Here is a 24617-nt window from a genome sequence, read left to right as displayed (position 1 = left end):
GGCGCGGGAACCGAAGCCCACGAGTATCCGTTGACGATCACATGGGGGAGAAACAGGCATCCGAGGACGGCGACCGACGCATCGGTCGCCGCGCTCTGCTCATCGGCGGGACGGCGGCCGCCGTGGGCTCGGCCGTGCTGGCCCGGGACGAGCTGGCGCGGCTGTGGTGGCGGGCACCGGGCGTGGAGAAGCCGCGGGTCGAGGGCGCGGTCGACTTCCGCGGCGCGCAGTGGGTGGCGGCGTCCGACGCGAACTGGCGGCGCGCGGACCGGCCCGACGACTACGGCGTGGACATGGTGATCATCCATGTCACCCAGGGCAGTTTCGACAGCGCGGTGAAGGTGTTCCAGGACCCGGGGCACGGCGCGGCCGCGCACTACATCGTCCGCAAGGACGGCCACATCACCCAGATGATCCGTGAGCTGGACGTGGCGTTCCACGCGGGCAACCGCGCCTACAACGAACGCAGTGTCGGCATCGAGCACGAGGGCTTCGTGGACCGGCCCGAGGACTTCACGGACGAGATGTACGAGGCCTCGGCGCGGCTCACGGCGCGAATATGTGCGCGGTACGACATACCCGTCGACCGCGAGCACATCATCGGCCATGTGGAGGTGCCGGGGACGGACCACACCGACCCCGGCGAGCACTGGGACTGGGACCGGTACATGAAGCTGGTCAAAGCGGCGCACACCAGGTCCACTTGAGCTACACCTGTGACACAGGTCACTTTCCTTCATTGTTGTGAACAATCGATGAGGGGCGCCCGTCCGATGTGTCCTCCATCCCGACCCTGACCTGCGTCATGCCAACATGACTTCCCCTAAAGGGAGTTGAGAGCAGAAAAGCCTTTCTCACCGTCCACAGGATCCCTGGCTCGTTCCTAATTCGACCCCAGCCTTTACACAGCCCTTAGGCCAAAGCTCCACGGCCATGACACACACCGCAGAACCCGACAAGGGCGCGCACGCGAGAGACGGCCGGGGAGTCAAGGCCGAGCACTCCAAGCAGGGCCGGGGCCACAAGAAGGGCATGCACCGGCGGAAGTTCCTCGGCGGTATGGCCGGGCTGGGCCTCGCCGCGGTCGGCGCGGCCGGGACCACCTTCTCCCTGCTCACCGAAGGCGCTCGCAACAAGGCGGCGGCCGCCACGGACGGCACCCTCACCATCCCGGAGCTGCTGGAGGGCACCACCACCGACGGCACCACCACCTTCACCCTGGAGGCACAGACCGGCACCGCAGAGGTGCTCAGCGGTGTCAGCAGCAGCACCGCGGGCTACAACCAGTCGTTCCTCGGCCCCACCCTGAAGTGGACCAACGGCGACACCGTGCTGCTGAACATCACCAACAGCCTCACCGAGGACACCACCGTCCACTTCCACGGCGCCCATGTCCCGGCCCAGATGGACGGCGGCCCGCAGAGCACCTTCTCCGCCGGGACGGTCTGGTCGCCCACCTTCACCGTCCTGGACGAGGCCAAGACCCTCTGGTACCACCCGCACGCCCTGGGCACCACGGCCAAGCAGGCCACCCACGGGCTGGCCGGGATGATCATCGTCGAGGACGACTCCGACACGTCCGCGGCGCTGCCCAGCGACTACGGCGTCGACGACATCCCGCTCATCTTCCAGTGCCTGGCCGTGGACAGCGCGGGAGACATCAAGTACGACCAGACCGGCTACCTCAGCTCCGGGCTCAGCTTCCCGCTCCTGGTGAACGGCGAGAACGTCGACGACACCACGCTCGCCTTCTCCGCCACCAAGACCCGCAACCGCTTCCGGGCGCTCAACGCCTCACCGTCCGACATCATCACCATCCAACGCAGCGACGGCGGCACGCTGACGCAGATCGCCACCGACCAGGGCTACCTGGCGGAGGCCGCCGAGGTGACCACCATCCGTCTGGTGGCCGGCGCCCGTGCCGAGTTCGTCATGGACGTCAGCTCCGACGTCACCCTCCAGGCGGTCATCACGACCGGCTGGATCCGCGGCGGCTCCGGCACGTACGACTTCCTCACCGTCGCGGCGGGCGGCACCGACACCCCGGACGACCTGCCCAGCACCCTCAACACCATCGAGCGGTACGACACCACCGACTTCACCGCCCGCACCATCACCCTCAGCAACACCGGTGCGACGATGAAGATCAACGGCTCGGCCGGACTCACCATGTCCAGCATGGCCATGATCAGCACCACGCTGGGCGCGAAGGAGATCTGGACGATCACCAACACCAGCCAGCTGGAACACTCGTTCCATCTGCATGACGTGCCGTATCAGCTCATCTCGATCAACGGCGAGGAGCCGACCGGGGTCGAGCTCGGCTGGTACGACACCTACGAGGTCGTCGGTGGCGGCGAGATCAAGATCGCCATGGAGTTCACCGACTTCGCCGACGACACGTACATGTACATGCTCCATTGCCATCTGCTCCAGCACGAGGACGAGGGAATGATGGCCTCCCTGATGGTCACGGAGAGCTGACCGGAGCAGACGGTCGCGCCGGGCCTCGTCAGCAGGCTGCCGCCGGCAGTGGAAGTGCCGGCGGCAGCCCCTGACCGGGCGCCCCACGACACGAGGAGCGTCCCGCTTCGGTGTCGTTACGTCAGCCCCGCCGCCCGGGCCCGTTCCACCGCCGGGCCGATGGCCTTCGCGACCGCCTCGACGTCCGCCTCGGTGGAGGTGTGGCCGAGAGAGAAGCGCAGGGTGCCGCGGGCCAGGTCGGGGTCGGTGCCGGTGGCCAGCAGGACGTGGCTGGGCTGGGCGACGCCCGCGGTACAGGCGGAGCCGGTGGAGCACTCGATGCCCTGGGCGTCCAGGAGCAGGAGCAGGGAGTCGCCCTCGCAGCCGGGGAAGGTGAAGTGGGCGTTGGCCGGGAGTCGTCCCCCCGGCGCCGGGTCACCGCCGAGGATCGCGTCCGGGACCGCCGTACGGACCGCCTCGACCAGGGCGTCGCGCAGGGCGCCGATCTCGGCGTCGAACCACTCGCGCTGCTCGGCGGCGAGGCGGCCGGCCACCGCGAAGGAGGCGATGGCGGGGACGTCCAGGGTGCCGGAGCGGACGTGGCGCTCCTGGCCGCCGCCGTGCAGCACGGGAACGGGGGTCCACTCACGGCCGAGGACCAGCGCGCCGATGCCGTACGGGCCGCCGATCTTGTGGCCCGAGACCGTCATCGCGGCGAGTCCCGAGGCGGCGAAGTCGACGGGGACCTGGCCGAAGGCCTGGACGGCGTCGGCGTGCAGCGGGACGCCGAACGCCTCGGCGACGTCGGCGAGTTCGCGGACCGGCAGAATCGTGCCGATCTCGTTGTTGGCCCACATGACCGTGGCCAGGGCGATGTCGTCGGGGTTACGGGCGATCGCCGCGCGCAGGGCGTCCGGGTGGACCCGGCCGTACTTGTCGACGGGGAGGTACTCGACGGTGGCACCCTCGTGTTCGCCGAGCCAGTGGACGGCGTCGAGGACGGCGTGGTGTTCGACGGGGCTGGCGAGGACCCGCGTCCTTGCGGGGTCCGCATCGCGCCGGGACCAGTACAGGCCCTTCACGGCGAGGTTGTCGGCCTCCGTGCCGCCGGAGGTGAAGACGATCTCGCTCGGGCGGGCGCCGAGCGCCTCCGCGAGGGTCTCGCGGGATTCCTCGACCGTGCGGCGGGCGTTGCGGCCGGACGCGTGAAGGGAAGAGGCGTTGCCGGTGGCGCCGAGGTGGGCGCTGAGTGCCTCGACCGCCTCGGGAAGCATCGGGGTGGTCGCGGCGTGGTCGAGGTATGCCATGGTGACGCCGATTCTACGGGGCGTGCCCGCGCGGCCTCAGGCCAGGACCGGCCGGTACGGCGGGCTCAGAGGCTCCAGGACACCGTACTGTCCAGCTGCATGAACGCCACCAGGACCAGGAGGTCGGCCACTCCGAGGCCGAGGCCCAGGTAGGCGCGGCCGCGGCGCTTGGTGCCGCGCCACAGGGCCACCGAGGCCAGGACGATGGCGACCGGGCCGAGGAAGACATTGAGGACGAGAAGGCCGAGGAGGCCGAGGATGAAGGACGCCACGGCCATGCCGTCGGTGTCGCGGGCGCCGGTGCGGGGGGTGGCCTGCGCGGTGAGCTGCATGGTGATCAGTGCTCCTGGGGACGGTGCGGCTGGGTCAGAGGGACGGGGTCAGTGGGACGGGGTGCGGCGGCGGGCGAGGCGCTCGCGGATCGCGAAGACGCCGAGCCACGCGGCGATGACAGTGGCGGCGACGGCGGTGAAGGTGAACGGCGCGTGGGCGACGGTGCCCAGGACGACGCCGAGCAGCATGAGTGCGGCGACGAGGAACAGCATGGGACGGATCCCCCTCCGATACGGCTGTCGTTACGTTTGGGTGAACAGTTGTGGTTACAGTTGTTCACTGACTCCAGAGTCTAGCGCGCCTTACGGCTTTCCAATTACGGAGAACAGTTGTTAACTGGATGACATGAGTCACACCCTCGGCATCCGGCAGGCACAGAAACAGAAGACCCGGCAGTCGCTCCTGGACGCGGCGCTCGGACTGCTGGAGGAGCAGAGCCTGAGCAGCCTGGGCCTGCGCGAGGTCACCCGCGCCGTCGGGGTCGCCCCGACCGCCTTCTACCGGCACTTCCGCTCCACCGAGGATCTCGGCGTGGCCCTGGTCGAGGAGGCGCTGGGCAGCCTGCACCCGATGATCCGCAGGACGGTGTCCTCTGCCGCCGACCACGGCCAACGCATAGCGCGGGCCGTCGAGTTGATCGCCGGTCACGTGGACGCGTATCCGGCCCATGTCCGCTTCATCGCCCGCGAACGACACGGCGGGGTCCAGCCGGTCCGGGAGGCCATCCGTGACCAACTGGCCCGGTTCGGGCAGGAGGTGAAGGAGGAACTGGCCAAGGACCCGGTGTCCGAAGGCTGGAGCGACGACGACCTGCTCATGCTGGCCAACCTGTACGTGGACCAGATGCTGATCACGGCTTCACTGTTCCTGGAGGCACTGGAGGCCGACGAGGAGGAACGCGAGCGGGTCTGCCAGGTGGCGGAGCGGCAGATGCGGCTCATCGGCATCGGCCGTGAACACTGGCTGAACTGACCCGAACACACAAGGGCGGCGCCCCCGTTCACCGGGGCGCCGCCCTTGTCGTACGGCGTACTACGCCACGTCAGCTCTTCGTGGCCGCCGCGCTAGGCGCACCGCTGGGTGCGCCACTCGGGGCCGCACCGCCCGCGCCGCCGGGGCCGCCACAGCCGCCGCCCTGGCCGCCGCCGGGGCCGCCCTGACCGCCCTGGCCGCCGCCGGGGCCGCCGCTCGGCATGCCCGAGGCGTTGCCGGTGGGGGCACCCGACGGCATCGCGGTCGCGTTGCCGGTGGGGGCGCCCGACGGGGCGGCGCCTCCGCTCGGCATCCCGGTGGCGTTGCCCGTGGGGGCCTGACAGTTCTGCTGCTGGCCCGAGGTACCGCTGTTCGAGGTCGACGACGAGTCGCCCGAGCCACAGGCCACCAGGGCGAGGGGCGAGAGCGCCAACAGGGCCACGGCGGGGAGGAGACGCACACGCTTCATGAGAGACAACTCCAGGGAAGATGAGGAAGTCCTGAGGTCGTGAACTCTCGCAACGGCCCTTAGGGCTTCCTTGAGTCCGCACTGTCCCCCGCCTGTGCGGAAGGCAAAGCGCAGCTAAAGGAACCACTCTGACCTGGGAGTCTTCACGGCTCGCTCACTTACTCGCTGGTACAAGCCCGTGACAGAAGCGGCGTTCGGCGAGGCAGGGGGCCATCAGGCGCAGGAACAGGTCGAGTCGGTCGCGACGAACCCGCCCGGTCACGTCGATGCCGCCGGGGCGCTCCTCGACCTGGCGGCACAACACCTCCCAGACGTCGGCAAGTTCGACACCGACCCGGCGTTTGACCGGCCTCGGTCGGCTTCACGGTGGACACCGCGCCGACGCTGCTCGGCGGGCTCGGCAGGTCGGCCGGGATCCTGCTGGTCGCGCTGCTGGCGTCCCGCCGTACACCGCTGCCGCGCGGCTGGGAGGCGGTGCACGGGGTCGTACGGCCGGCCGCGTCCGCCCTCGCTCCGCCAAAACGGTCGCGGAGTGCACCCGGTCGGCGACCAGACACCAGGCTCCCGCCCTGGCGACGAGGCCGTACCGGTCGACGGTGTACGTCCGGCTCGCGTGAAGGGTCGCCAGGCCCATGGACCGCTGTGGTCCGCTCTTCCAGTGGGTGGCGTCGACCAGGATGCGGCGGGCAGCGCGGCCATCACCTTGCGCAGGACCGAGCCGAGGGCGGAGTCGAGTCCCAGAGCCGCGTGGGCGCCCTGGGCGGCAGGACGAACAGCGCACGGGGCGGTCAGGCCCGTGACGTCCGTACGAGGAGGGCTTCGTATGGCGACTGCGGGCCGCACATGGCTGGTCGCGCCCGCGGCGGTAGCCGCAAATCGAGTCCAGTCCCGCACCCCTGGGTGGGTGCAGTCGCGCCCCTCAGCCTCTTACCCGAGCCTCACCCTTGCCAGTTGGCGTGACTGGGCCACCAACCTGTCCGCACTGTCCCAGACCTCCGCGTCCTCCTCCAGGAAGCCGCCGGCGAGGTTGCGGGTGGTGATGGTGACGCGCAGGGGGCCGGGTGCCGGGCGGCACCTCACGTGGACGGTGAGTTCGACCGTGGGAACCCAGCCCTTCAGGCCGATCTCGAAGGCGGTCGGCGGCAGCGCGTCCACCGCCAGGAGAAGCGAGAGGGGGTCGGCGTCCCTGCCGTCGGCGAGGCCGAACCACGAGCGCATCTCGCCCTTGCCGGACGGCACGCCGAGAGCCCAGCCCAGGGTCGACGGGTCCAGCTTGAGCATCAGCCGCTCGGTGATGGCCGAGCTGCCGTCCACCGGGGCCGGTCCGTCCTCGGGGCCGAAGCACTCGTCCATCGGCGGGAAAGCGGGGGGCGTCGCCGTCGTACGGACGTCGTCGGGGAGGGAGTCGAGGTCGCCGTAGGAGGCGAGGACGCGGATGCGTTCGACCTCGGCGCCCTGCTCGTCGTACTGGAAGAGCGAGGCCTGGCCGGTGGAGAGGGTGCGGCCGGTGCGGACGACGTCCGTGCGGATCACCGCGGGTCCGGGCTGGGACGCGGTCAGGTAGTGCGCGGAGATCGTGAACGGGTCGGGGTGCGGCAGGGCGTCCGCGAGGGCGCGGCCCAGGACCGCCAGCAGATAGCCGCCGTTGACGGCGCTGATGATCGTCCAGCCCGCGGAGAGATCGATGTCGTAGACGCCGGGTGCGCGGCGGGTCACCGCGGTGTCCCGGTCGAACTCGCTGTCGCCGATCGTGGCGCGCGTGGCGGAGGCTGCTTCTGGCATGCCTGAACGGTACAACAACGTACTACTAAGCGGTAGCTTTGCTGCCTCTCCTCACCCCTCGGCTTCTCAGCACGCTCTCAGGTGAGACCTGGGCAACTTCCAGGTAAGTGTCCGTACACATCCGTAAACCGATCCGGCTGTACGCCCCTCTGTAGGGATATGAGCCTCACCGGGACCGCGTTCCTCTACACGCTGATCGTGCTGTCCGTCGTCGCTGTCGCGCTTCCGCTCGCTCTGTGGTCGCGGGTCAGAGGGCCACGAGCCCTGCGTGCCACGGCCCGGCTGCTGATGGTGCTGTTCGCCCAAAGCACCGCCGTCGCCCTCGTCTTCGTGCTGGTCAACAACCAGAACAACCTGTACGACAGCTGGGCCGACCTGCTCGGGACCGGCGACCACGTCCAGCAGGCCGCGGACCTGGGCGCCGACGGCACCGGCGGCATCGCGCTGGAACGTCTGCCCAAGGTGACGCAGCACTTCAGGAGGGCGGGCGGCCCCGGCATGGAGGGCGTGCGGGTCACCCAGCTCAAGGGCCGCGTCTCGGGCGTGAACGCCGAGGTCTACGTCTGGCTGCCGCCCCAGTACGACACGCCCGCCTACCGGCACCACAAGTTCCCCGTGGTGGAGCTGCTGTCGGGCTACCCCGGCTCGGCGAAGGCCTGGTTCGGGTCGCTGCACGCGGTGAACCAGCTGCAACCGCTGATGCGGGACGGCAAGGTGGCACCGTTCATCCTGGTCGCCCCGCGCATGAACCTGCTGGCCGGAGTGGACACCGGCTGCGCCAACATCACCGGCACGGTCAACGCCGACACCTGGCTCAGCCTCGACGTGCCGAAGATGGTCAACGACAACTTCCGCGCCCAGTCGGGGCCCGCGGGCTGGGCGGTGGCCGGGTACTCGGCGGGCGGGCACTGCGCGACCAAGCTCGCCGTGGCACATCCCGACCGCTACCGGGCCGCGGTCAGCATGTCCGGGTACAACGACCCGGTCGCCGAACGCAATTCGCTGGCCGCGGAGACGCTGGCCCTGCGCCGCGCCAACAACCCCTATGTGCTGCTGCGGGACGCCCGTACCCCGCCCGCGATCGCGCTCTACCAGTCCGGTCAGCCGGGCGACGGCTACGAGGCGGCCACCGGCCTGGAAAAGATCGCGAAGGCGCCGACGACCGTGCACGTCGTCTGCATCCCGAAGAGCGCGGGCGGCCACAACATGGCGCTGTGGCGGCCGCAGGTGGTCCCGGCCTTCACCTGGCTGACCGAGGAGATGGGGCTGCTGCACGGCCGGGCGGGCGCTACTCCTCACGCACCGTCGAGCGGCGGTTCCAAGCCCGCGGAGCTCGCCAGTGGAACCGCATCGCGAGCAGCCGCAGTAGGAAAGCGGTGAGGGCCGCGAGCCCGCTGGTCAGCGGGGTGAGGACGTCGTAGCGGATGCAGAGGACGGCCATGGTGGCGCCGACGATCGCTGGGACCGCGTACAGGTCGCGGTCCCAGCGCAGCAGTGACGGCACCTCGTTGGCGAGTACGTCCCTGAGCACACCGCCGCCGACGGCGGTGGCGAGACCGAGCGTCGCCGACTGGGTGAGGCCGAGCCCGTACTCGTACGCCTTGGTTGTCCCGGCGACGCAGAACAGGCCGAGGCCCGCCGCGTCGAAGACGTTCACGCCCACCTGGATGCGCTCCACGTGCGGGTGGAGGAAGAAGACCAGCAGGGCGGCGAGCAGTGGGGTGATGAAGTAGCCCAGGTCCGTGAAGGCGGCGGGCGGCACCGCGCCGATGATCAGGTCCCGGAACAGCCCTCCGCCCAGCGCGGTGACCTCGGCGAGCACGGCGATGCCGAAGACGTCGAAGTTCTTGCGGACGGCCAGCAGCGCGCCGGAGATGGCGAACACGAAGATGCCGACGAGGTCGAGCGTGTGCTGGACGGAGGGGCTGAACAGTTGCTGGAGCACACCGCATTCTTGCGCAGGGCCTGCTACAGGGCGGGCTTGCCCGTCGTGAACAGCCAGGTCTGGAACAGGTCGTCCAGCTGCTGTCCGGAGATCTTCTCCGCGAGGCGGATGAAGTCGGCGGTGTCGGCATTGCCGTAGCGGTGCAGCTTCGTCCAGGTGGGCAGCAGCTTGAAGAACGCCGTGTCGCCGATCCGCTCGCGCAGCACCTGGAGGGTCATCGCGCCCCGCTGGTAGACCGCGGACGCGAACATCGTGTCGCGCTGCGGGTCGCCGACGACCGTCTGCCAGAAGGCGTTGTCGGCGGGCCGGGCGTCATAGCCCGCGAGGAAGGAGTCGTGGGCGCTGCGGGTGCCCTTGTGCTCGGCCCACAACCACTGGCTGTACGTGGCGAAGCCCTCGTTGAGCCAGATGTCCTTCCAGTGCGCGACGGATACGCTGTCGCCGAACCACTGGTGCGCCAGCTCGTGCACGATCGTGGTCTCGTTGCGGACGGCCGAGTAGACCGGTTTCGTCTGCACCTCCAGCGAGAACCCGGCCTGCGGCATGTCGTCGACGATCGCGCCGGTCTCCTCGAAGGGGTACGGCCCGAACACCTGCGACCAGTAGTCGGTGGCCTCGGCGGTGACGCCGTACACGTCGACGTTGTTGCTGTTCGCGAGGACCGGGTCGATGGCGACGTAGATCGGCGTGCCGCCGGGCGTGGTGCCGGTCTTCACGTCGAACTTCCCGATGGTGGCGGTCGCGAGATAGGTCGCCATCGGCTTCTTCTCGCGCCAGTGGGTGTACGTGGAGCCGCCCTTGTCGTACGTCGACACGAGCCGGCCGTTGGAGACCGCGGTCAGGCCCGCGGGGGTCTTGATGCGGATGTCGTAGGTGGCCTTGTCGGAGGGGTGGTCGCTGGACGGGAACCAGGTGGAGGCGGCGTTGGGTTCACAGGCGACGAAGACGCCGTCGGTGGTCTTCATCCAGCCGTAGTCGGAGCCGAAGACGATGGGGCCGCCGAGGGGTTGCGGGATGCCGCCGTAGGTGACGGCGACGGTGAAGTCCTGGTTCTTGCGGAGGGATTGGCGCGGGGTGATGCGGATCTCGTCGCCGTCGCGCGTGAACTGGGCCCGTCTGCCGTTGACTTCGACCTTGGTGACCTCCAGTTTCTGGAGATCAAGGTCGAAGGACGAGAGGTTCTGGGTGGCGCGGGCGGTGAGTGTCGTACGGCCGTCCAGGCGGTCGGTGTCGGGGTTGTACGCCACGTCGAGGGTGTAGTGGCGGGCGTCGTAGCCGCCGTTGCCGAGGAGGGGGAAGTAGGAGTCGCCGATGCCGGGGGCGCCGGGTTTCGGGGCCGGGGCGGCGGCGATGACACAGAAAGAGGCCACCGCCGTGGCGATGGCCCCTAAACGTGCTGAACGGGAGAGTCTCATGTGTCGTCCCTTTCGCGCGTCTGCCGATAAGTCGGACAGGGACGACTCTGCGCTCTCCCGTTCGGGCATGTGCATGACTTTGCCAACTTGTCATGCGTTACTTGTCGGTTGACTCCTGACGGTCGTCTTCCGGTTCTTCGTTCGGCTGCGGGTCAGTGGGGGCTGGTCGCGCCCCCGCGGCGGTAGCCGCAGATTCAACACCGCCCCGCGCCCCTGAGTTGGCCGACTCGTCCGTGGTTTTGGTGCCCGGGCCCGTCTTCGTGGTCTTGACCCCGGGAGTCTCGAGCTCCTCCGCGACCTCGCTCTCCGGCACGGCGACCAGCGAGGCCGCTTCCTTGGCCACCGACAGGAGCACGGTGTCCTGCGGAGCCTGGTCCTCGAAGTTCTCCGGGTGGTGGCAGGCCACGCGCTGGCCGGGGCGCAGCTCGATCAGCTGGGGTTCCGTCGTCTTGCAGATCTCCGTCGCCTTCCAGCACCGCGTGTGGAAGCGGCAGCCGGACGGCGGGGAGATCGGGGACGGGACGTCGCCGCGCAGGAGGATGCGCTCGGACTTGGCACCCCGGCGCTTCGGGTCGGGGACCGGCACGGCCGACATCAGGGCCTTGGTGTACGGGTGCATCGGCGCCTCGTACAGCGAGGTGCGGTCGGCGAGTTCGACGATCTTGCCGAGGTACATCACCGCGATACGGTCCGAGACATGGCGCACCACGGACAGGTCGTGCGCGATGATCACGTACGTCAGGCCCAGCTCGTTCTGGAGGTCGTCCATCAGGTTCACGACCTGCGCCTGGATCGACACGTCGAGGGCCGAGACCGGCTCGTCGGCCACCACCAGCTTCGGCTTCAGGGCCAGTGCGCGCGCGATGCCGATGCGCTGACGCTGGCCACCGGAGAACTCGTGCGGGTAGCGGTTGAAGTGCTCGGGGCTGAGACCCACCAGCTCCAGCAGACGCTGGACCTCCCTCTTCACCCCGCCCTCGGGCTCCACGCCCTGCAGCCGGAACGGCGCCGAGACGATCCCGCCGATGGTGTGCCGGGGGTTCAGGGACCCGTACGGATCCTGGAAGATCATCTGGATGTCCCGCCGCAGCGGGCGCATCCCGGCCGAGTTCAGCCGTGTGATGTCCTGGCCCTCGAAGTGGATCGAGCCGCCGGTCGGCTCCTGGAGCCGGGTGATGACCCGCCCCATGGTCGACTTGCCGCAGCCCGACTCACCGACCACGCCCAGGGTCTCGCCCTTGCGCACCTCGAAGTCGATGCCGTCGACCGCCTTGACCGCGCCGACCTGGCGCTGAAGGACGCCCTTGCGGATCGGGAAGTGCTTCTTGAGGCCCTCGACCTTGAGCAGCACCTCGGAGTCGGCGGCTTTCTTCGTCTCACTCACAGCTTCGGCGTCACTCACAGCTTCGGCGCAATCTCTTCGGTCCAGATCCGCGTGCGGTCCTCCGGCGAGAGGTGGCACGCGGAGTAGTGCCCGCCGCCGACCTGCTGGAGTTCCGGGCGCACGGTACGGGTGACATCGCCCTTGGGGATGTCCGCGTACGGACAGCGGGGGTGGAAGGCGCAGCCCGAGGGGACGTTGATGAGGCTCGGCGGCTGGCCCTTGACGGGGATGAGCCGCTCGGAGGTCTCCCGGTCGATGCGTGGCATCGAGCCGAGCAGGCCCCAGGTGTACGGGTGCTGCGGCCGCTCGAAGACGTCGTCCACCGAACCGCGCTCCACGCACCGGCCGCCGTACATCACCAGGACGTCGTCGGCGATCTCGGCGACCACACCCAGGTCGTGGGTGATGAGGACGACCGCGGAGCCGAACTCCTTCTGCAGGTCCCGGATCAGGTCGAGGATCTGCGCCTGGACGGTGACGTCGAGGGCGGTCGTCGGCTCGTCCGCGATGAGCAGCTCGGGGTTGTTGACCAGCGCCATGGCGATCATCGCGCGCTGGCGCATACCGCCGGAGAACTCGTGCGGGTAGCCGTCGACGCGCTTGTCGGGCTCGGGGATGCCGACCCGGTCGAGCATCTCGATGGCCCGCTTGCGCGCGACCTTCTTGTTGACGTCTTGGTGGACCCGGTACGCCTCCACGATCTGGTTGCCGATCGTGTAGTACGGGTGCATCGCGGACAGCGGGTCCTGGAAGATCATCGCCATCTCGCGGCCGCGCAGCCGGCGCACCTCGTCCGGGTCGGCGGAGACCAGTTCCTTGCCGTCCAGCCAGATCTCGCCGGACATCTGGACGTTCTTGCCACGCGCCCCGAGCCGGTGCAGACCCATGATGGCCAGCGAGGTGACGGACTTGCCGGAGCCGGACTCGCCGACGATGCAGAGGGTCTTGCCCTTCTCCACCTGGAAGCTGAGCCCGTCGACGGACTTGACCAGGCCGTCGTCGGTCGGGAAGTGCACCTTGAGGTCGCGGACCGCGAGGAAGGCGTCGGGGGCGTTCCCCGGTGCCGGCTCGCCCAGGGCGGCACCGGTCTTGGAGAGTTCGGTCACGAGAGCCTCACCCGCGGGTCGGCGGCGGCGTACAACAGGTCCACCAGGAGATTTGCGACTACGACGAAGATGGCGGCCAGCAGGGTGACGCCGAGGATCGGGGGCAGGTCGTTGTCGGTGATGCCCTGCACCGCGTACTGGCCGATGCCGGGCAGCGAGAACACCGTCTCGGTGATCACGGCGCCGCCGAGCAGCAGACCCAGGTCCATGCCGAAGACGGTGATGATCGGGGTCAGCGCGGCGCGCAGCCCGTGCCGGGCCACGACGTTGCGCTCCCGCAGGCCCTTGGCGCGGGCCGTGCGGATGAAGTCCTCGTTCATCGTCTCCAGCATGCCCGAACGGGTCAGCCGCGCGTAGATGGCGGAGTACAGCAGTGCCAGCGAGCACCAGGCCGGGAAGAGCGTGTTGGCCCACTGGGCCGGGTTCTCGGTGAACGGCACATAGGTGCGGCCGAAGATCGGCCACTGGTAGGTGAAGAGCAGCAGCGCCAGGTTGCCCGTGAAGAACATGGGCAGCGAGACACCGGCGAGCGCGACGCCCATGAAGCTGCGGTCGAAGAAGCTGCCCGGCCTGAGCGCGGAGATCACACCGATCACGACACCCGAGACCAGCCACAGCACGGCGGCACCGAGGGCCAGCGACGCGGTCACCGGGATGCGCGAGGTGAGCTGCGGCCAGACCGCCTCGTGGGTCTTGAAGGAGTAGCCGAAGCACGGCGCGTCGCAGTGCGCGGTCGTGGGACCCAGGTTGTAGGTGGCCCCGGACACGACACCCTTGATGAAGTGCCAGTACTGGAGGTACAGGGGGTCGTCCAGACCCAGGTTCTGCTTGACCGCGAGGATGTCCGCCTTCGTCGGGCTCTTGCCCAGGTACTGCTGCGCGAGCTGGTCGGCGGTCTGGCCGGCCATCCGTGGCAGCAGGAAGAAGATCGCGAAGGTGACCGCGGTGACGACCAACAGCAGGATCACTGCCGCGAACGTCCGACGGAGGATGTACGAGATCACGGGGACCGGCGCTGGTGCCCGTGGGCCGCGAAGCCCACGGGCACCAATGCCTTCACCTGCCTTCCGGGGCTACTTCTTGGTCGTGCCGATGTTGAGGTAGTCGTACTGACCGCTGAAGGCCGCCGTGGACACCAGGTTGGTGAAGCCGGTCGGGCGGTACAGCAGGACCTTGAAGTAGGTCAGCGGGACCAGCGCCGACAGGTCCATCGCACGCTTGTCGATCTGGGCGTACAGGGCGTTGCGCGCCGTGTCGTCCTCGGTGGCGATGGCCTTCTCCAGCATCTCGTTGATCTGCTTGTCGTTCAGGTACGAGAGGTTGGTGTTGCCGGAGGCACCGATCGCGTCACCGTGCAGGATCTGCTGCAGGAAGCCGTAGCCGGAGGGCCAGTCGGCACCCCACTGCATCATGTGCAGACCGATGTTCTGCTTCTTGTCGAAGGTGGGCACACCGGCGTAGTCGGTGAAGTACTTGCCCGACGGGTACTGCTTCAGGCTGGCGTTGATGCCGACCTTCTTCAGCGAGGCGATGATCGCGGTGGCCGCGTCGATCTCCTGCGGGCGGTCGCTGCGGGCCGAGATGTTGGTGCTGATGGTCGACTTGCCGCAGGCCTGCAGCTGCTCCTTGGCCTTGGCCGTGTCGCCCTTGTTGCCGGTGGTCGCGTAGACGTCCGCCTTCTGGTAGCCCGGGATGTCCGGCGGCAGGACGGTGGTGGCGATGTCACCGCGGATGGGGCCGCCCTCGGCGGTCTGCACGGAGACCTTGTCGATGGCGTACTGGACGGCCTTGCGGCACGCGACGTTGTCGAACGGCGCGACCTGGGTGTTGATCGCCATGTAGACCAGACGGCCACCGTAGGTGTTGTCCGTGTTGGCCTTCAGGTTGGCGTCGTTGACGACCTTGGCCTGGGTCGCGGCCTGGACACCGGTACCACCGAGGTCGATCGCGTCACCGGCCTGGACGTCCTGGTCGATCGTCTCGGCGTTGACCTTCAGCTTGACGACGATCTTGTCCGGGTACTGCTTGCGCAGCGGGTCCGTCTTCGCGTCCCAGTTGTCGTTGCGGACGAGGACGGCCTGCTGGCCCTCCTTGTAGCTCTGGAACTTGTACGAGCCCGAGGACACGATGCTCTTGACGTAGTCGACGCCGGTGTCCTTGGCCTGCGGCACCGGAGCCGTCTGCGGCGTCGCGACCAGGTAGTCGAACTCCTGGAAGGCGCGGTTGAGCTTGAAGACGATCGTGTTGTCGTCCGGCGTCTCGATGGACTTCAGGCCCTCGGCGCTCTTGTCCTTGTAGGGGCCCTTGTACTCCTTGCCGCCCTCGAGGAACTGCTGGAAGTAGTTCGGGCCGAGGGAGAGCACGTCACGCGCGAAGTTCGAGCGCTCGACGGCGTACTTGACGTCCTTCGAGGTGATCGCGGTGCCGTCCTGGTACTTCAGGCCGGAACGGATCTTGTACGTCCAGGTCTTGCCGCCGTCGCTCGGCTGGCCGGCGCTCTCGGCGAGGTCCGGGACCAGCTTGTTGCCCTCCTCGCCCGGACCGGGCGCGAAGGTCATCAGCGGGCGGGCGTACAGCCGGCTGAGGTTGTACATGTAGGCGTAGTACGTGTTGCCGGGGTCGAAGGAGTCCGGGACGTCGGAGTACTCGTACGTGACCGTCCCACCCTTCTGGGTGGAGGCGTTGACGACACCCTTGGTCGCTGCGTTGGCCCCAGCCGACTTGTTTTCGTCTCCACCGTTGTCATCGGCTTTGCTGCAAGCCGAGAGCAACAGGCTCGCACTGCCGATAGCCGCCACTGCGGCCAGCGCTGACCTTCGCATGATGGTCTGCTTCCCCTTCAATTGTCGGAAATCTTGTGGACTCTCACCGCGGCCGCGGGTCAGCGACTGCGCGGGTCGAGAGCGTCGCGGAGACCGTCGCCGAGCAGGTTGAACGCCAGGACGGTCACGAAGATGGCCAGACCAGGCACGATCATGAACTGGGGGTCGACCTGGTAGTAGTCGACCGCCTGGTTGATCATGCCGCCCCAGGACGCCTGCGGAGGCTGGATGCCGACGCCGAGGAAACTGAGGGACGCCTCGAAGAGGATGTTGGTCGGGATGAGCAGCGTCGAGTAGACGATGATCGGGCCGACGAGGTTCGGCAGCAGCTCACGGAAGAGGATGTACGGCCCCTTGGCCCCCATCCCCCGTGAGGCGTCGACGAACTCCCGCTCGCGCAGGGCCAGGGTCTGCCCGCGCACGATGCGGCCCAGGTAGGGCCAGTTGAAGAAGCCGATGATGAAGATCAGCACGCTGATGTGCAGCGGCAGGCCCTCAAGGCCGAAGGCACCGCCCTGCAGGGTGGCCGAGATGGCGATGGCGAACAGCAGCAGCGGGAACGCCAGGAAGGTGTCCATCAGCCGGCTGATGATCGTGTCGACCCGGCCGCCGTAGTAGCCGGCGACCACGCCGAGGACCGCGCCGATCGTGTTGGACAGGATCGTGGCACCGAAGGCCACGACCAGCGAGACCCAGGAGCCTTCCAGGATGCGGGTGGCGATGTCGCGGCCGAACTTGGGCTCCACGCCGAGCGGGTGGTCCCAGCTCATGCCGCCCCAGCCGCCCTTGGGCAGCGAGGTGTTGGGGTCGATCAGATCCTGGTTCAAGGCGTTCGGGTCCAGTCCGAAGAGGGCCTGGATGGGACGGGACAGCACCGCGATCAGGATCAGCAGGATGACGATGACACCGCCGGCGACCGCCACCTTGTCCCTCTTGAAACGGGACCAGGCGATCTGCCCCAGGGAACGGCCCTCGATCTGCCCCTTGCCGACTCCGGCGAGGACAGCCTCCGGCTGCGCCTCGGCCTGCGCCCCGGTGGTCTCGATCGGTGCGGTCACAGTGACCCGACCCCTCTCGCCGGTGGTGACCGGCCTACACCTGCCGTGGATTACGGCTTTGTCGACTTGCGTTCGATCAGGGATCGTTCGATTCCCTGTCTGACTGGGGAGTCTTCAACGTCGTCGCGATCACCCGCCAGGCCTGGCGACGAAAGTATGCGCAACCGTGATGCAGTACTGGGGATTCCGTTATCCGAACACCGGGTAACGCCTCTCGGACGCGGAACAGTTTGGACAGAACGGCATAATCAACCATCTTCGGAGCGATTCGCCGCTATCTACGCGCGAAGAAATGTGGGTGTTACGTAACGGCGTCCACATGGGGGTCATGACGCTCAGTAACCACCGCGGACCGGCGGGTAGCCGTACCCGGCCGCCGGGGCCTGGGCGGGGGCCGCGTGGGCCTCACGGTCGTAGAACGGACGGGCACCGGCGCGCATCCACAGCGCCACCGGGTCGTACTCGTCGGACATCGCCACCGTCGACACGGGCAGGCCGTCCGGAACCACGCCGATGGACTGCTGCATCATCGCGCGCACCGAGTCCACGGCCGAGGGACTGGTGTCGTACACGTCCAGACCGATGGCGAGATACGGCGCCCCGAGCGCCGGCTGCACCCAGGCACGGCGCAGTGAACGGACCGCCGGGGTGCGGTGGGCGTTCTGCACGAGCAGGGCGTAGAACTGCGGGATCTCGATACCGGGCTCCTCCAGCCGCAGCGGCCCCGCGGGCTGGCGCTCCAAACCGGTGGCGATGCGGCGCAGGTCGAGCCAGGGGATGCCGACGCCGCCGCCGGGGGCGTGCGGGTTGAGCCAGAGGCCGTAGTGGTCGGGGTAGAGGGTGCGGGCCACGTCGATGCCGTCGACCACTTCGTAGGAGCGGTTCCAGCCGCTGGCGCTCAGCTCCTGAGCCGACGTCACACAGGGGGCGTATCCGTAGCCCTCGACCTCCATGTTTCCGTACTGGGCGTCCGGGGAGCCGGCCTGGCCGTGCCACAGGAGCATCCAGATCTGGCCGGAGTTCGGGGTCGCGAGGGCGCGCAGCAGTGCCTCGTAGGCGTCGTAGCGCCCGGGGGTCACCTGGCGCAGCATGTGCTCGACCTGGCCGGTCGTGGTGCCGCTGGCGCTCACGTCGTATCGCCCTTCTTGGAAGTTGCCCCGAGTATGAAACCAGCTTAAGCGCCCACGAGCTCGGGACCTGTGCGTCGTCGGCGAGTGCGGGTCGTGGGGGTTGATCGCGCCCCGCGGCGGAGCCGCATATCGGCACAGCCCCGCGCCCCCGGACAGCTGGGGCGACTAGCCCCGTGTATAGAAGGGCCGTACCTGTTCGCGCATCCAGTGGCCCACCGGGTCGTCCGCCACGTCCAACAGGACCAGGTTGACCGGCCATTGGACCGGGGTCTGGTGCAGGGCCCGGCCCAGGGCGTCCATCGGCAGGGTGCGCAAGTCCCCCTCCCACTGGGAGAGTTCCACGCCCACGAACATCACCGGGTCGGCCGTCTCGATGGCGGCCAGGCAGCGGCGGGCCGTCAGGACCACGCCCGTCGCCGCGAACTCGGCCGAGGCGGCGGCCAGGAAGTCGACCGGGTCGTCCTGCCAGTCCGGCTCGTAGAGCTTGACCCGACCGCCGGTGTTGGGACCGTCAAGCGGAGTGCGGCCCACGCGGCAGAGGTCGGCCACCGCGGCAGGGGGCAGCGGAACGCCGACCACTCCGTCGGGGTTCACGGCGATGCCCACGTGCGGGGGCAGGCCGCGGGCGAACTCCACCGCGGGGGCGATGGTGTACGACAGATGGCCGCCGACGACCTGACGGAACTGCTCCTCGGAGCTGAAGACCGGGACGAACGCCTGGCCCCCGATCTCCAGTGTGGGCAGGTCGAGGGGGCCGCTGTGCGGGCCGCCGCCGTTCGGCAGGGGGATCCATACGAAACTGCGGCCGAGCACCTCGATGATGCGGCCGCCGGCCGAGGGCATGCCGAGGGAGGCCGAGAGCACCTCCTCCAGTTCGTTGCCCGGCCATCCGCCATGCGAATGGGGGTGTGCCGACTGTGCCGGGAAGTCCGCGGGAAGATCCGCCGGGAAGTCCATCTGTCTGACCGCCTGCTGTGAACCACTGATGTGGCTGAAAGGCTAGCGGGTGCGGGCGATGCGTGGCTCAGCCCGTGAACCCGATCCGCCGCAGCACGTCCGCCGCGTCCCGGTCGATCAGCACCGCCGAGCCGCATCCCTCGGGCAGGTCGCCCCGCTCCACGGACCGGATCAGCCGGGAGGCCGCGGCCCGGTGCCGCAGGAAGGCGTACCGCGAGACGCCCCGGCCGCGCTCGCGCTGGCCCTCAAGGGCGGTGTCCGCCGTGACGTCGAGCAGCAGCAGGTGCAGGGCGCCGCCCCGGCGCCGGGCCTCGCGGGCCAGCCAGCCGCGCACCCAGGCCTGGGTTCCGCAGTCGTGCACGACGACTCCCTCGCCCGACCGCAGGGCGCGGCGCAGCCCGGCGTAGTGCGCGAACCGGACCAGGGGGCGGTAGACGGCGTACGGCAGGAAGCGTGGCAGCCTCCCGTCCCAGCGGTCGCGGGTGTCCTGGGAGTCGATCCTCGCGCCCTTGACCGCGCGCTTCATCAGGGTGGACTTGCCGCTGCCGGGCAAGCCGGTGATGACGACGACGTCCTCGGGGCCGAAGAGCAGGGCGTGCGGACTGTGTCCCGCGCGGTCGCGCAGGTCGCGGACGACCGGACGCGCGCCACAGGCCTCGACGGCCGGGGCCGCGGGCTGCTCGGGCAGCGCGATGCCCGAGGTCGTCGCGTACGCCGTGGTCCTGTTCACCGTCATCGTCCTCCTCCGGGGTCAGGATTTCCCTCCCCACTGAGCGTAAAGAGAAGGTAATGCGATGTGCCTCCGGTTTTCGTGATCGTCCTGCCACAAGCCGGTCACAAAGGCAGGGGCCCGATGCGGCCCTGCCGCTCACTCGCGATGCGTGCAATGATGTCCGCGCCAACTGCATACCGGCCGTTTGAATCCGCGCGGGAGAGTCCCGGGTACATGTACCCGGGCGCCGAAGGAGCAAGTCCCTCCCTTGAATCTCTCAGGCCCCGTTACCGCGCGGGCGAGGCACATCTGAAAAGCGGGCCGCCCTTCGTGGCCGCCCCACCCAAGGTGCAAGCCATGTTCCTCATGGCGAACCTCTCAGGTCCCGATGACAGATGGGGAGGACTACCTCGCCCGTCACACCCATGTCCTGGGATCCTTGGAGACGACCGTCCGATGAGCAGTTCTGAACCCCGTCACACCGCCCTGGATGCCCTGCATCGCTCGCTCGGTGCGACGATGACCGACTTCGCCGGCTGGGACATGCCCCTGCGGTACGGCTCCGAGCGCGACGAACACACCGCGGTACGAACGAAGGCCGGCCTCTTCGACCTCTCCCACATGGGGGAGATCACCGTGAGCGGGCCTCAGGCCGCCGCTCTGCTGGACTACGCCCTGGTCGGGAACATCGGGGGCGTGAAGACGGGCCGCGCCCGCTACACCATGATCTGCCGGGCCGACGGCGGCATTCTCGACGACCTGATCGTCTACCGGCTGGACGACACCGCCTACATGGTGGTCGCCAACGCCTCCAACGCCCAGGTCGTGCTGGACGCCCTGACCGAGCGTGCCGCCGGCTTCGACGCCGAGGTGCGGGACGACCGGGACGCGTACGCGCTGATCGCCGTACAGGGGCCGGAGTCCCCGGGAATCCTCGCCTCCCTGACCGACGCCGATCTCGACGGGCTCAAGTACTACGCCGGGCTGCCGGGCACGGTCGCCGGGGTTCCCGCGCTGATCGCGCGCACCGGGTACACCGGCGAGGACGGCTTCGAGCTGTTCGTGAAGCCGGAGCACGCGGTCGAGCTGTGGCAGGCGCTGACCAAGGCGGGCGAGGGCGTCGGGCTCGTCCCCTGCGGGCTGTCCTGCCGGGACACGCTGCGCCTGGAGGCGGGCATGCCGCTGTACGGGCACGAGCTGTCGGCCTCCCTCACCCCCTTCGACGCGGGCCTCGGGCGGGTGGTGAAGTTCGAGAAGGAAGGTGACTTCGTGGGCCGCGCGGCCCTGCGTGAGGCCGCGGAGAACGCGAACCACGAGCCGCGCGTGCTCGTCGGCCTCGTCGCCGAGGGTCGCCGGGTCCCGCGTGCCGGGTACGCGGTCGTCGCGGACGGCGAGGTGATCGGCGAGGTCACCTCCGGGGCCCCCTCCCCCACCCTGGGCAGGCCGATCGCCATGGCGTACGTCGACGCAGCCCACGCGGCGCCGGGCACGGCCGGGGTCGGTGTCGACATCCGGGGCACCCACGAGCCGTACGAGGTCGTGGCGCTGCCGTTCTACAAGCGTCAGAAGTAACCGCCGCAGGTGATGCTGAGCACATAGTCGCTGCTCACGCATGCCTTCCGCAGTCCCCCCTTCATCAGCACTCCCTCGCGTACAGGAGAATTCAGGCCATGAGCAACCCCCAGCAGCTGCGTTACAGCAAGGAGCACGAGTGGCTGTCGGGCGCCGAGGACGGCGTCTCGACGGTCGGCATCACGGAGCACGCGGCCAACGCGCTCGGCGATGTGGTCTTCGTCCAGCTCCCGGAGGTCGGTGCCGCGGTGTCCGCGGGCGAGACCTGCGGCGAGCTGGAGTCGACCAAGTCGGTCAGCGACCTCTACTCCCCTGTCTCCGGTGAGGTCACCGAGGTCAACGAGGACGTCGTGAGCGACCCGGCGCTGGTGAACTCCGCCCCGTTCGAGGGCGGCTGGCTGTTCAAGGTACGCGTCGCGGAGGAGCCGGCCGACCTGCTCTCCGCCGACGAGTACACCGCCTTTTCCGCCGGCTGAGGAGTCGTACACCTGATGTCCGCACTGAACACGCCCCTGCACGAGCTCGACCCGGAGATCGCCGCCGCGGTCGACGCCGAGCTGGAGCGGCAGCAGTCCACCCTCGAAATGATCGCCTCGGAGAACTTCGCCCCCCTCGCGGTCATGGAGGCGCAGGGCTCGGTCCTGACCAACAAGTACGCCGAGGGCTACCCGGGTCGCCGCTACTACGGCGGCTGTGAGCACGTCGACGTGGCCGAGCAGATCGCGATCGACCGGCTCAAGGAGCTGTTCGGCGCCGAGTACGCCAACGTGCAGCCGCACTCGGGCGCCTCCGCCAACCAGGCCGCGCTGTTCGCGCTGGCCCAGCCCGGCGACACCATCCTCGGGCTCGACCTCGCGCACGGCGGTCACCTGACCCATGGGATGCGGCTGAACTTCTCCGGCAAGCAGTTCGAGGTCGTCGCCTATCACGTGGACTCCGCGACCGGTCTGGTCGACATGGCCGAGCTGGAGAAGCTCGCCAAGGAGCACCGGCCCAAGGTGATCATCGCGGGCTGGTCCGCCTACCCGCGGCAGCTGGACTTCGCGGAGTTCCGCCGGATCGCCGACGAGGTCGAGGCGTATCTGTGGGTCGACATGGCGCACTTCGCCGGTCTGGTGGCGGCGGGGCTGCACCCGAACCCGGTCGAGTACGCGGACGTGGTCACCTCCACCACCCACAAGACGCTGGGCGGCCCGCGCGGCGGGATCATCCTCGCCAAGCAGGAGTTCGCGAAGAAGCTGAACTCCTCCGTCTTCCCGGGCTTCCAGGGCGGTCCCCTGGAGCACGTGATCGCGGCGAAGGCGGTGTCCTTCAAGGTCGCGGCGGGCGAGGAGTTCAAGGAGCGCCAGCGGCGTACGGTGGACGGTGCGCGCATCCTCGCCGAGCGTCTGACGGCCGACGACGCCCGGGAGGCCGGGGTCAACGTGCTCTCCGGCGGCACCGACGTCCACCTCATCCTCGTCGACCTGCGCGAGTCTGAGCTGGACGGCCGGCAGGCCGAGGACCGTCTCCACGAGGTCGGCATCACGGTCAACCGCAACGCCGTCCCGAACGACCCGCGCCCGCCGATGGTGACGTCGGGGCTGCGGATCGGCACGCCCGCCCTGGCCACCCGCGGCTTCACGGCCGAGGACTTCACCGAGGTCGCGGACGTCATCGCTTCGGCGCTGAAGCCGTCGTACGACGTCGAGGCCCTGAAGGCCCGGGTCAAGGCCCTCGCCGACAGGCACCCGCTGTACCCCGGCCTCAACAAGTAGTTCCCCGGCGGGGGCACCCGACGACGTGTGCCCCCGCCCTTCTCGGAGGAGTTCCCGTGGCCATCTCGGTCTTCGACCTGTTCTCGATCGGCATCGGCCCGTCCAGCTCCCACACGGTCGGCCCGATGCGTGCGGCACGCATGTTCGCGCGTCGTCTGCGCAACGAGGGCCTGCTGCCGACGGTGGCCTCCGTCCGCTGCGAGCTGTACGGCTCCCTGGGCGCGACCGGCCACGGACACGGCACCCCGAAGGCGGTGCTGCTCGGCCTGGAGGGCGCGTCCCCCCGTACGGTCGACGTGGAGAGCGCGGACGAGCGGGTGGCGGAGATCAAGGCCGCGGGACTGCTGAGGCTGCTCGGCGAGCGCGAGATCCCGTTCTCCTTCGACGACGACCTGGTGCTGCACCGCCGCAAAGCGCTCCCGTACCACGCGAACGGCATGACCGTGTGGGCGTACGACGCCTCGGGCGCCGAGCTGCTGTCGAAGACGTACTACTCGGTGGGCGGCGGGTTCGTCGTCGATGAGGACGCGGTCGGCGCGGACCGGATCAAGCTGGACGACACGGTGCTGAAGTACCCCTTCCGTACGGGTGACGAGCTGCTGCGGCTGACGAAGGAGACCGGACTGTCGATTTCCGCCCTGATGCTGGAGAACGAACGCGCCTGGCGCACGGAGGAGGAGATCCGGGCCGGGCTGCTGGAGATCTGGCGGGTGATGCGGGCGTGTGTGTCGCGGGGGATGTCGAGGGAGGGCATCCTGCCGGGCGGCCTGCGGGTGCGCCGGCGTGCGGCTGTGACCGCCCGTCAACTCCGCGCGGAGGGCGATCCGTTGGCCCACTCGATGGAGTGGATCACGCTGTACGCGATGGCGGTGAACGAGGAGAACGCGGCGGGCGGCCGGGTGGTGACCGCCCCGACCAACGGGGCCGCCGGCATCATCCCCGCGGTGCTCCACTACTACATGAACTTCGTGCCCGGCGCCGACGACGAGGGCGTGGTCCGGTTCATGCTGGCCGCCGGCGCCATCGGCATGCTCTTCAAGGAGAACGCGTCCATCTCCGGCGCCGAGGTCGGCTGCCAGGGCGAGGTCGGCTCGGCCTGCTCCATGGCCGCGGGCGCGCTCGCCGAGGTCCTCGGCGGCTCCCCCGAACAGGTCGAGAACGCCGCCGAGATCGGCATGGAGCACAACCTCGGCCTCACCTGCGACCCAGTGGGCGGCCTCGTCCAGATCCCCTGCATCGAGCGCAACGGCATGGCCGCGGTCAAGGCGGTCACGGCGGCGAAGATGGCGCTGCGGGGAGACGGCTCGCACAAGGTGTCCCTCGACAAGGTCATCAAGACGATGAAGGACACCGGGGCGGACATGAGCGTGAAGTACAAGGAGACGGCGCGGGGTGGGCTTGCGGTGAACATCATCGAGTGTTGAGGAAGTAGG

At 69.1% G+C, this 24617-nt stretch carries 23 protein-coding genes, 1 pseudogene and 1 riboswitch; of the genes and pseudogenes, 9 read left to right on the top strand and 15 right to left on the bottom strand.

Going from position 1 to position 24617, the window contains the following annotated elements; all coding sequences use genetic code 11:
- The first annotated feature begins 41 nt into the window (after nucleotides 1-41).
- Entirely contained in the window at nucleotides 42-707 is a 666-nt protein-coding gene (locus ACI2L1_RS03365; protein ID WP_404737624.1) for an N-acetylmuramoyl-L-alanine amidase, read from the top strand.
- 226 nt (nucleotides 708-933) lie between these two features.
- Nucleotides 934-2484: a multicopper oxidase family protein gene (locus tag ACI2L1_RS03360; protein ID WP_404737623.1), complete on the top strand. Its 1551-nt coding sequence runs from the start codon at nucleotides 934-936 to the stop codon at nucleotides 2482-2484.
- Between the two features lie 116 nt (nucleotides 2485-2600).
- Here the strand turns inward: ACI2L1_RS03360 and ACI2L1_RS03355 are convergent, their stop codons facing one another.
- The 3 genes from ACI2L1_RS03355 to ACI2L1_RS03345 form a co-directional block, all read right to left on the bottom strand.
- Complete coding sequence (locus ACI2L1_RS03355) at nucleotides 2601-3770, bottom strand: cysteine desulfurase family protein (protein ID WP_404737622.1); 1170 nt, start codon at nucleotides 3768-3770, stop codon at nucleotides 2601-2603.
- Between the two features lie 65 nt (nucleotides 3771-3835).
- Nucleotides 3836-4102, bottom strand: coding sequence for a DUF4190 domain-containing protein (locus tag ACI2L1_RS03350; RefSeq protein WP_404737621.1), 267 nt, complete (start codon nucleotides 4100-4102; stop codon nucleotides 3836-3838).
- A gap of 48 nt (nucleotides 4103-4150) precedes the next feature.
- Nucleotides 4151-4315 (bottom strand): hypothetical protein, encoded by a 165-nt coding sequence (locus ACI2L1_RS03345; RefSeq protein WP_404737620.1) that lies wholly within the window; start codon nucleotides 4313-4315, stop codon nucleotides 4151-4153.
- Nucleotides 4316-4448: 133 nt separating this feature from the next.
- On the opposite strand from ACI2L1_RS03345, the gene ACI2L1_RS03340 reads away from it, so the two are divergent.
- On the top strand, nucleotides 4449-5075 hold the full coding sequence (locus ACI2L1_RS03340) for a TetR family transcriptional regulator (protein WP_404737619.1): 627 nt from the start codon (nucleotides 4449-4451) through the stop codon (nucleotides 5073-5075).
- A 70-nt stretch (nucleotides 5076-5145) separates the two neighbouring features.
- On the opposite strand, the gene ACI2L1_RS03335 is transcribed toward ACI2L1_RS03340, so the two are convergent.
- Nucleotides 5146-5544: a hypothetical protein gene (locus ACI2L1_RS03335; RefSeq protein ID WP_404737618.1), complete on the bottom strand. Its 399-nt coding sequence runs from the start codon at nucleotides 5542-5544 to the stop codon at nucleotides 5146-5148.
- Between the two features lie 348 nt (nucleotides 5545-5892).
- Between ACI2L1_RS03335 and ACI2L1_RS03330 the strand changes: the two are divergent.
- Nucleotides 5893-6054 (top strand): annotated as a pseudogene (locus ACI2L1_RS03330) (streptophobe family protein); the annotation flags it as partial.
- A gap of 417 nt (nucleotides 6055-6471) precedes the next feature.
- On the opposite strand, the gene ACI2L1_RS03325 reads toward ACI2L1_RS03330, so the two are convergent.
- Nucleotides 6472-7326 carry a thioesterase family protein gene (locus tag ACI2L1_RS03325; protein ID WP_404737617.1) on the bottom strand — a complete coding sequence of 285 codons (855 nt, stop codon included), beginning with the start codon at nucleotides 7324-7326 and terminating at the stop codon, nucleotides 6472-6474.
- A 159-nt stretch (nucleotides 7327-7485) separates the two neighbouring features.
- Here ACI2L1_RS03325 and ACI2L1_RS03320 point away from each other — a divergent pair, with 159 nt between their 5' ends.
- A complete protein-coding gene (locus tag ACI2L1_RS03320) occupies nucleotides 7486-8706 on the top strand; it encodes an alpha/beta hydrolase (RefSeq protein ID WP_404737616.1) in 1221 nt (406 codons plus the stop codon).
- Here the strand turns inward: ACI2L1_RS03320 and ACI2L1_RS03315 are convergent.
- From ACI2L1_RS03315 to ACI2L1_RS03270, 10 genes are all read right to left on the bottom strand, one after another.
- Nucleotides 8615-9271 carry a trimeric intracellular cation channel family protein gene (locus tag ACI2L1_RS03315; protein WP_404737615.1) on the bottom strand — a complete coding sequence of 219 codons (657 nt, stop codon included), beginning with the start codon at nucleotides 9269-9271 and terminating at the stop codon, nucleotides 8615-8617. The two genes, ACI2L1_RS03320 and ACI2L1_RS03315, sit on opposite strands and share 92 nt — an antisense overlap.
- 23 nt (nucleotides 9272-9294) lie before the next feature.
- The gene (locus ACI2L1_RS03310; protein ID WP_404737614.1) at nucleotides 9295-10686 is read right to left on the bottom strand and encodes a M1 family metallopeptidase; all 1392 of its coding nucleotides are present in this window, start codon (nucleotides 10684-10686) and stop codon (nucleotides 9295-9297) included.
- Nucleotides 10687-10783: 97 nt separating this feature from the next.
- Nucleotides 10784-12070 carry an ABC transporter ATP-binding protein gene (locus ACI2L1_RS03305; RefSeq protein WP_404737613.1) on the bottom strand — a complete coding sequence of 429 codons (1287 nt, stop codon included), beginning with the start codon at nucleotides 12068-12070 and terminating at the stop codon, nucleotides 10784-10786.
- Between the two features lie 14 nt (nucleotides 12071-12084).
- On the bottom strand, nucleotides 12085-13176 hold the full coding sequence (locus ACI2L1_RS03300; protein WP_404737612.1) for an ABC transporter ATP-binding protein: 1092 nt from the start codon (nucleotides 13174-13176) through the stop codon (nucleotides 12085-12087).
- Entirely contained in the window at nucleotides 13173-14180 is a 1008-nt protein-coding gene (locus ACI2L1_RS03295; RefSeq protein ID WP_404737611.1) for an ABC transporter permease, read from the bottom strand. Before ACI2L1_RS03295 ends, ACI2L1_RS03300 begins: the two co-directional genes overlap by 4 nt.
- A gap of 69 nt (nucleotides 14181-14249) precedes the next feature.
- Nucleotides 14250-15998, bottom strand: coding sequence for an ABC transporter substrate-binding protein (locus ACI2L1_RS03290; RefSeq protein ID WP_404737610.1), 1749 nt, complete (start codon nucleotides 15996-15998; stop codon nucleotides 14250-14252).
- A gap of 59 nt (nucleotides 15999-16057) precedes the next feature.
- Nucleotides 16058-17056 carry an ABC transporter permease gene (locus tag ACI2L1_RS03285; protein ID WP_404737609.1) on the bottom strand — a complete coding sequence of 333 codons (999 nt, stop codon included), beginning with the start codon at nucleotides 17054-17056 and terminating at the stop codon, nucleotides 16058-16060.
- A gap of 335 nt (nucleotides 17057-17391) precedes the next feature.
- Complete coding sequence (locus ACI2L1_RS03280) at nucleotides 17392-18186, bottom strand: enhanced serine sensitivity protein SseB C-terminal domain-containing protein (RefSeq protein WP_404737608.1); 795 nt, start codon at nucleotides 18184-18186, stop codon at nucleotides 17392-17394.
- Between the two features lie 165 nt (nucleotides 18187-18351).
- Nucleotides 18352-19143 (bottom strand): enhanced serine sensitivity protein SseB, encoded by a 792-nt coding sequence (locus tag ACI2L1_RS03275; protein ID WP_404737607.1) that lies wholly within the window; start codon nucleotides 19141-19143, stop codon nucleotides 18352-18354.
- Nucleotides 19144-19210: 67 nt separating this feature from the next.
- Nucleotides 19211-19879, bottom strand: coding sequence for an AAA family ATPase (locus tag ACI2L1_RS03270; RefSeq protein ID WP_404737606.1), 669 nt, complete (start codon nucleotides 19877-19879; stop codon nucleotides 19211-19213).
- Nucleotides 19880-20061: 182 nt separating this feature from the next.
- Nucleotides 20062-20158, top strand: a riboswitch (glycine riboswitch).
- 153 nt (nucleotides 20159-20311) lie between these two features.
- Here ACI2L1_RS03270 and gcvT point away from each other — a divergent pair.
- From gcvT to ACI2L1_RS03250, 4 genes are all read left to right on the top strand, one after another.
- Nucleotides 20312-21427 carry a glycine cleavage system aminomethyltransferase GcvT gene (gene gcvT, locus ACI2L1_RS03265; protein ID WP_404737605.1) on the top strand — a complete coding sequence of 372 codons (1116 nt, stop codon included), beginning with the start codon at nucleotides 20312-20314 and terminating at the stop codon, nucleotides 21425-21427.
- A gap of 98 nt (nucleotides 21428-21525) precedes the next feature.
- Complete coding sequence (gcvH, locus tag ACI2L1_RS03260; protein ID WP_404737604.1) at nucleotides 21526-21903, top strand: glycine cleavage system protein GcvH; 378 nt, start codon at nucleotides 21526-21528, stop codon at nucleotides 21901-21903.
- Nucleotides 21904-21918: 15 nt separating this feature from the next.
- Nucleotides 21919-23184: a serine hydroxymethyltransferase gene (glyA, locus tag ACI2L1_RS03255; protein ID WP_404737603.1), complete on the top strand. Its 1266-nt coding sequence runs from the start codon at nucleotides 21919-21921 to the stop codon at nucleotides 23182-23184.
- 56 nt (nucleotides 23185-23240) lie between these two features.
- Nucleotides 23241-24608, top strand: coding sequence for an L-serine ammonia-lyase (locus tag ACI2L1_RS03250; protein WP_404737602.1), 1368 nt, complete (start codon nucleotides 23241-23243; stop codon nucleotides 24606-24608).
- The last annotated feature ends 9 nt before the right edge of the window (nucleotides 24609-24617 follow it).

Origin of the sequence: Streptomyces sp. NPDC019531 (assembly GCF_044903305.1) — a bacterium.
Classification (GTDB): domain Bacteria; phylum Actinomycetota; class Actinomycetes; order Streptomycetales; family Streptomycetaceae; genus Streptomyces.
The sequence above is the reverse complement of the archived record's forward strand: the minus strand, read 5'-3'. Positions and strand labels throughout refer to the sequence as shown.

What these genes read in the sequence shown, in the direction of transcription:
- ACI2L1_RS03320 (WP_404737616.1), top strand. Translation starts at nt 7,486, where the DNA reads ATGAGCCTCACCGGGACCGCGTTCCTCTACACGCTGATCGTGCTGTCC.
- gcvH (WP_404737604.1), top strand. Translation starts at nt 21,526, where the DNA reads ATGAGCAACCCCCAGCAGCTGCGTTACAGCAAGGAGCACGAGTGGCTG.
- ACI2L1_RS03350 (WP_404737621.1), bottom strand. Translation starts at nt 4,102, where the DNA reads ATGCAGCTCACCGCGCAGGCCACCCCCCGCACCGGCGCCCGCGACACC.
- ACI2L1_RS03270 (WP_404737606.1), bottom strand. Translation starts at nt 19,879, where the DNA reads ATGACGGTGAACAGGACCACGGCGTACGCGACGACCTCGGGCATCGCG.
- gcvT (WP_404737605.1), top strand. Translation starts at nt 20,312, where the DNA reads ATGAGCAGTTCTGAACCCCGTCACACCGCCCTGGATGCCCTGCATCGC.
- ACI2L1_RS03365 (WP_404737624.1), top strand. Translation starts at nt 42, where the DNA reads ATGGGGGAGAAACAGGCATCCGAGGACGGCGACCGACGCATCGGTCGC.
- ACI2L1_RS03340 (WP_404737619.1), top strand. Translation starts at nt 4,449, where the DNA reads ATGAGTCACACCCTCGGCATCCGGCAGGCACAGAAACAGAAGACCCGG.
- ACI2L1_RS03360 (WP_404737623.1), top strand. Translation starts at nt 934, where the DNA reads ATGACACACACCGCAGAACCCGACAAGGGCGCGCACGCGAGAGACGGC.
- ACI2L1_RS03275 (WP_404737607.1), bottom strand. Translation starts at nt 19,143, where the DNA reads ATGGACTTCCCGGCGGATCTTCCCGCGGACTTCCCGGCACAGTCGGCA.
- ACI2L1_RS03325 (WP_404737617.1), bottom strand. Translation starts at nt 7,326, where the DNA reads ATGCCAGAAGCAGCCTCCGCCACGCGCGCCACGATCGGCGACAGCGAG.
- ACI2L1_RS03355 (WP_404737622.1), bottom strand. Translation starts at nt 3,770, where the DNA reads ATGGCATACCTCGACCACGCCGCGACCACCCCGATGCTTCCCGAGGCG.
- ACI2L1_RS03335 (WP_404737618.1), bottom strand. Translation starts at nt 5,544, where the DNA reads ATGAAGCGTGTGCGTCTCCTCCCCGCCGTGGCCCTGTTGGCGCTCTCG.
- ACI2L1_RS03345 (WP_404737620.1), bottom strand. Translation starts at nt 4,315, where the DNA reads ATGCTGTTCCTCGTCGCCGCACTCATGCTGCTCGGCGTCGTCCTGGGC.
- ACI2L1_RS03290 (WP_404737610.1), bottom strand. Translation starts at nt 15,998, where the DNA reads ATGCGAAGGTCAGCGCTGGCCGCAGTGGCGGCTATCGGCAGTGCGAGC.
- glyA (WP_404737603.1), top strand. Translation starts at nt 21,919, where the DNA reads ATGTCCGCACTGAACACGCCCCTGCACGAGCTCGACCCGGAGATCGCC.
- ACI2L1_RS03310 (WP_404737614.1), bottom strand. Translation starts at nt 10,686, where the DNA reads ATGAGACTCTCCCGTTCAGCACGTTTAGGGGCCATCGCCACGGCGGTG.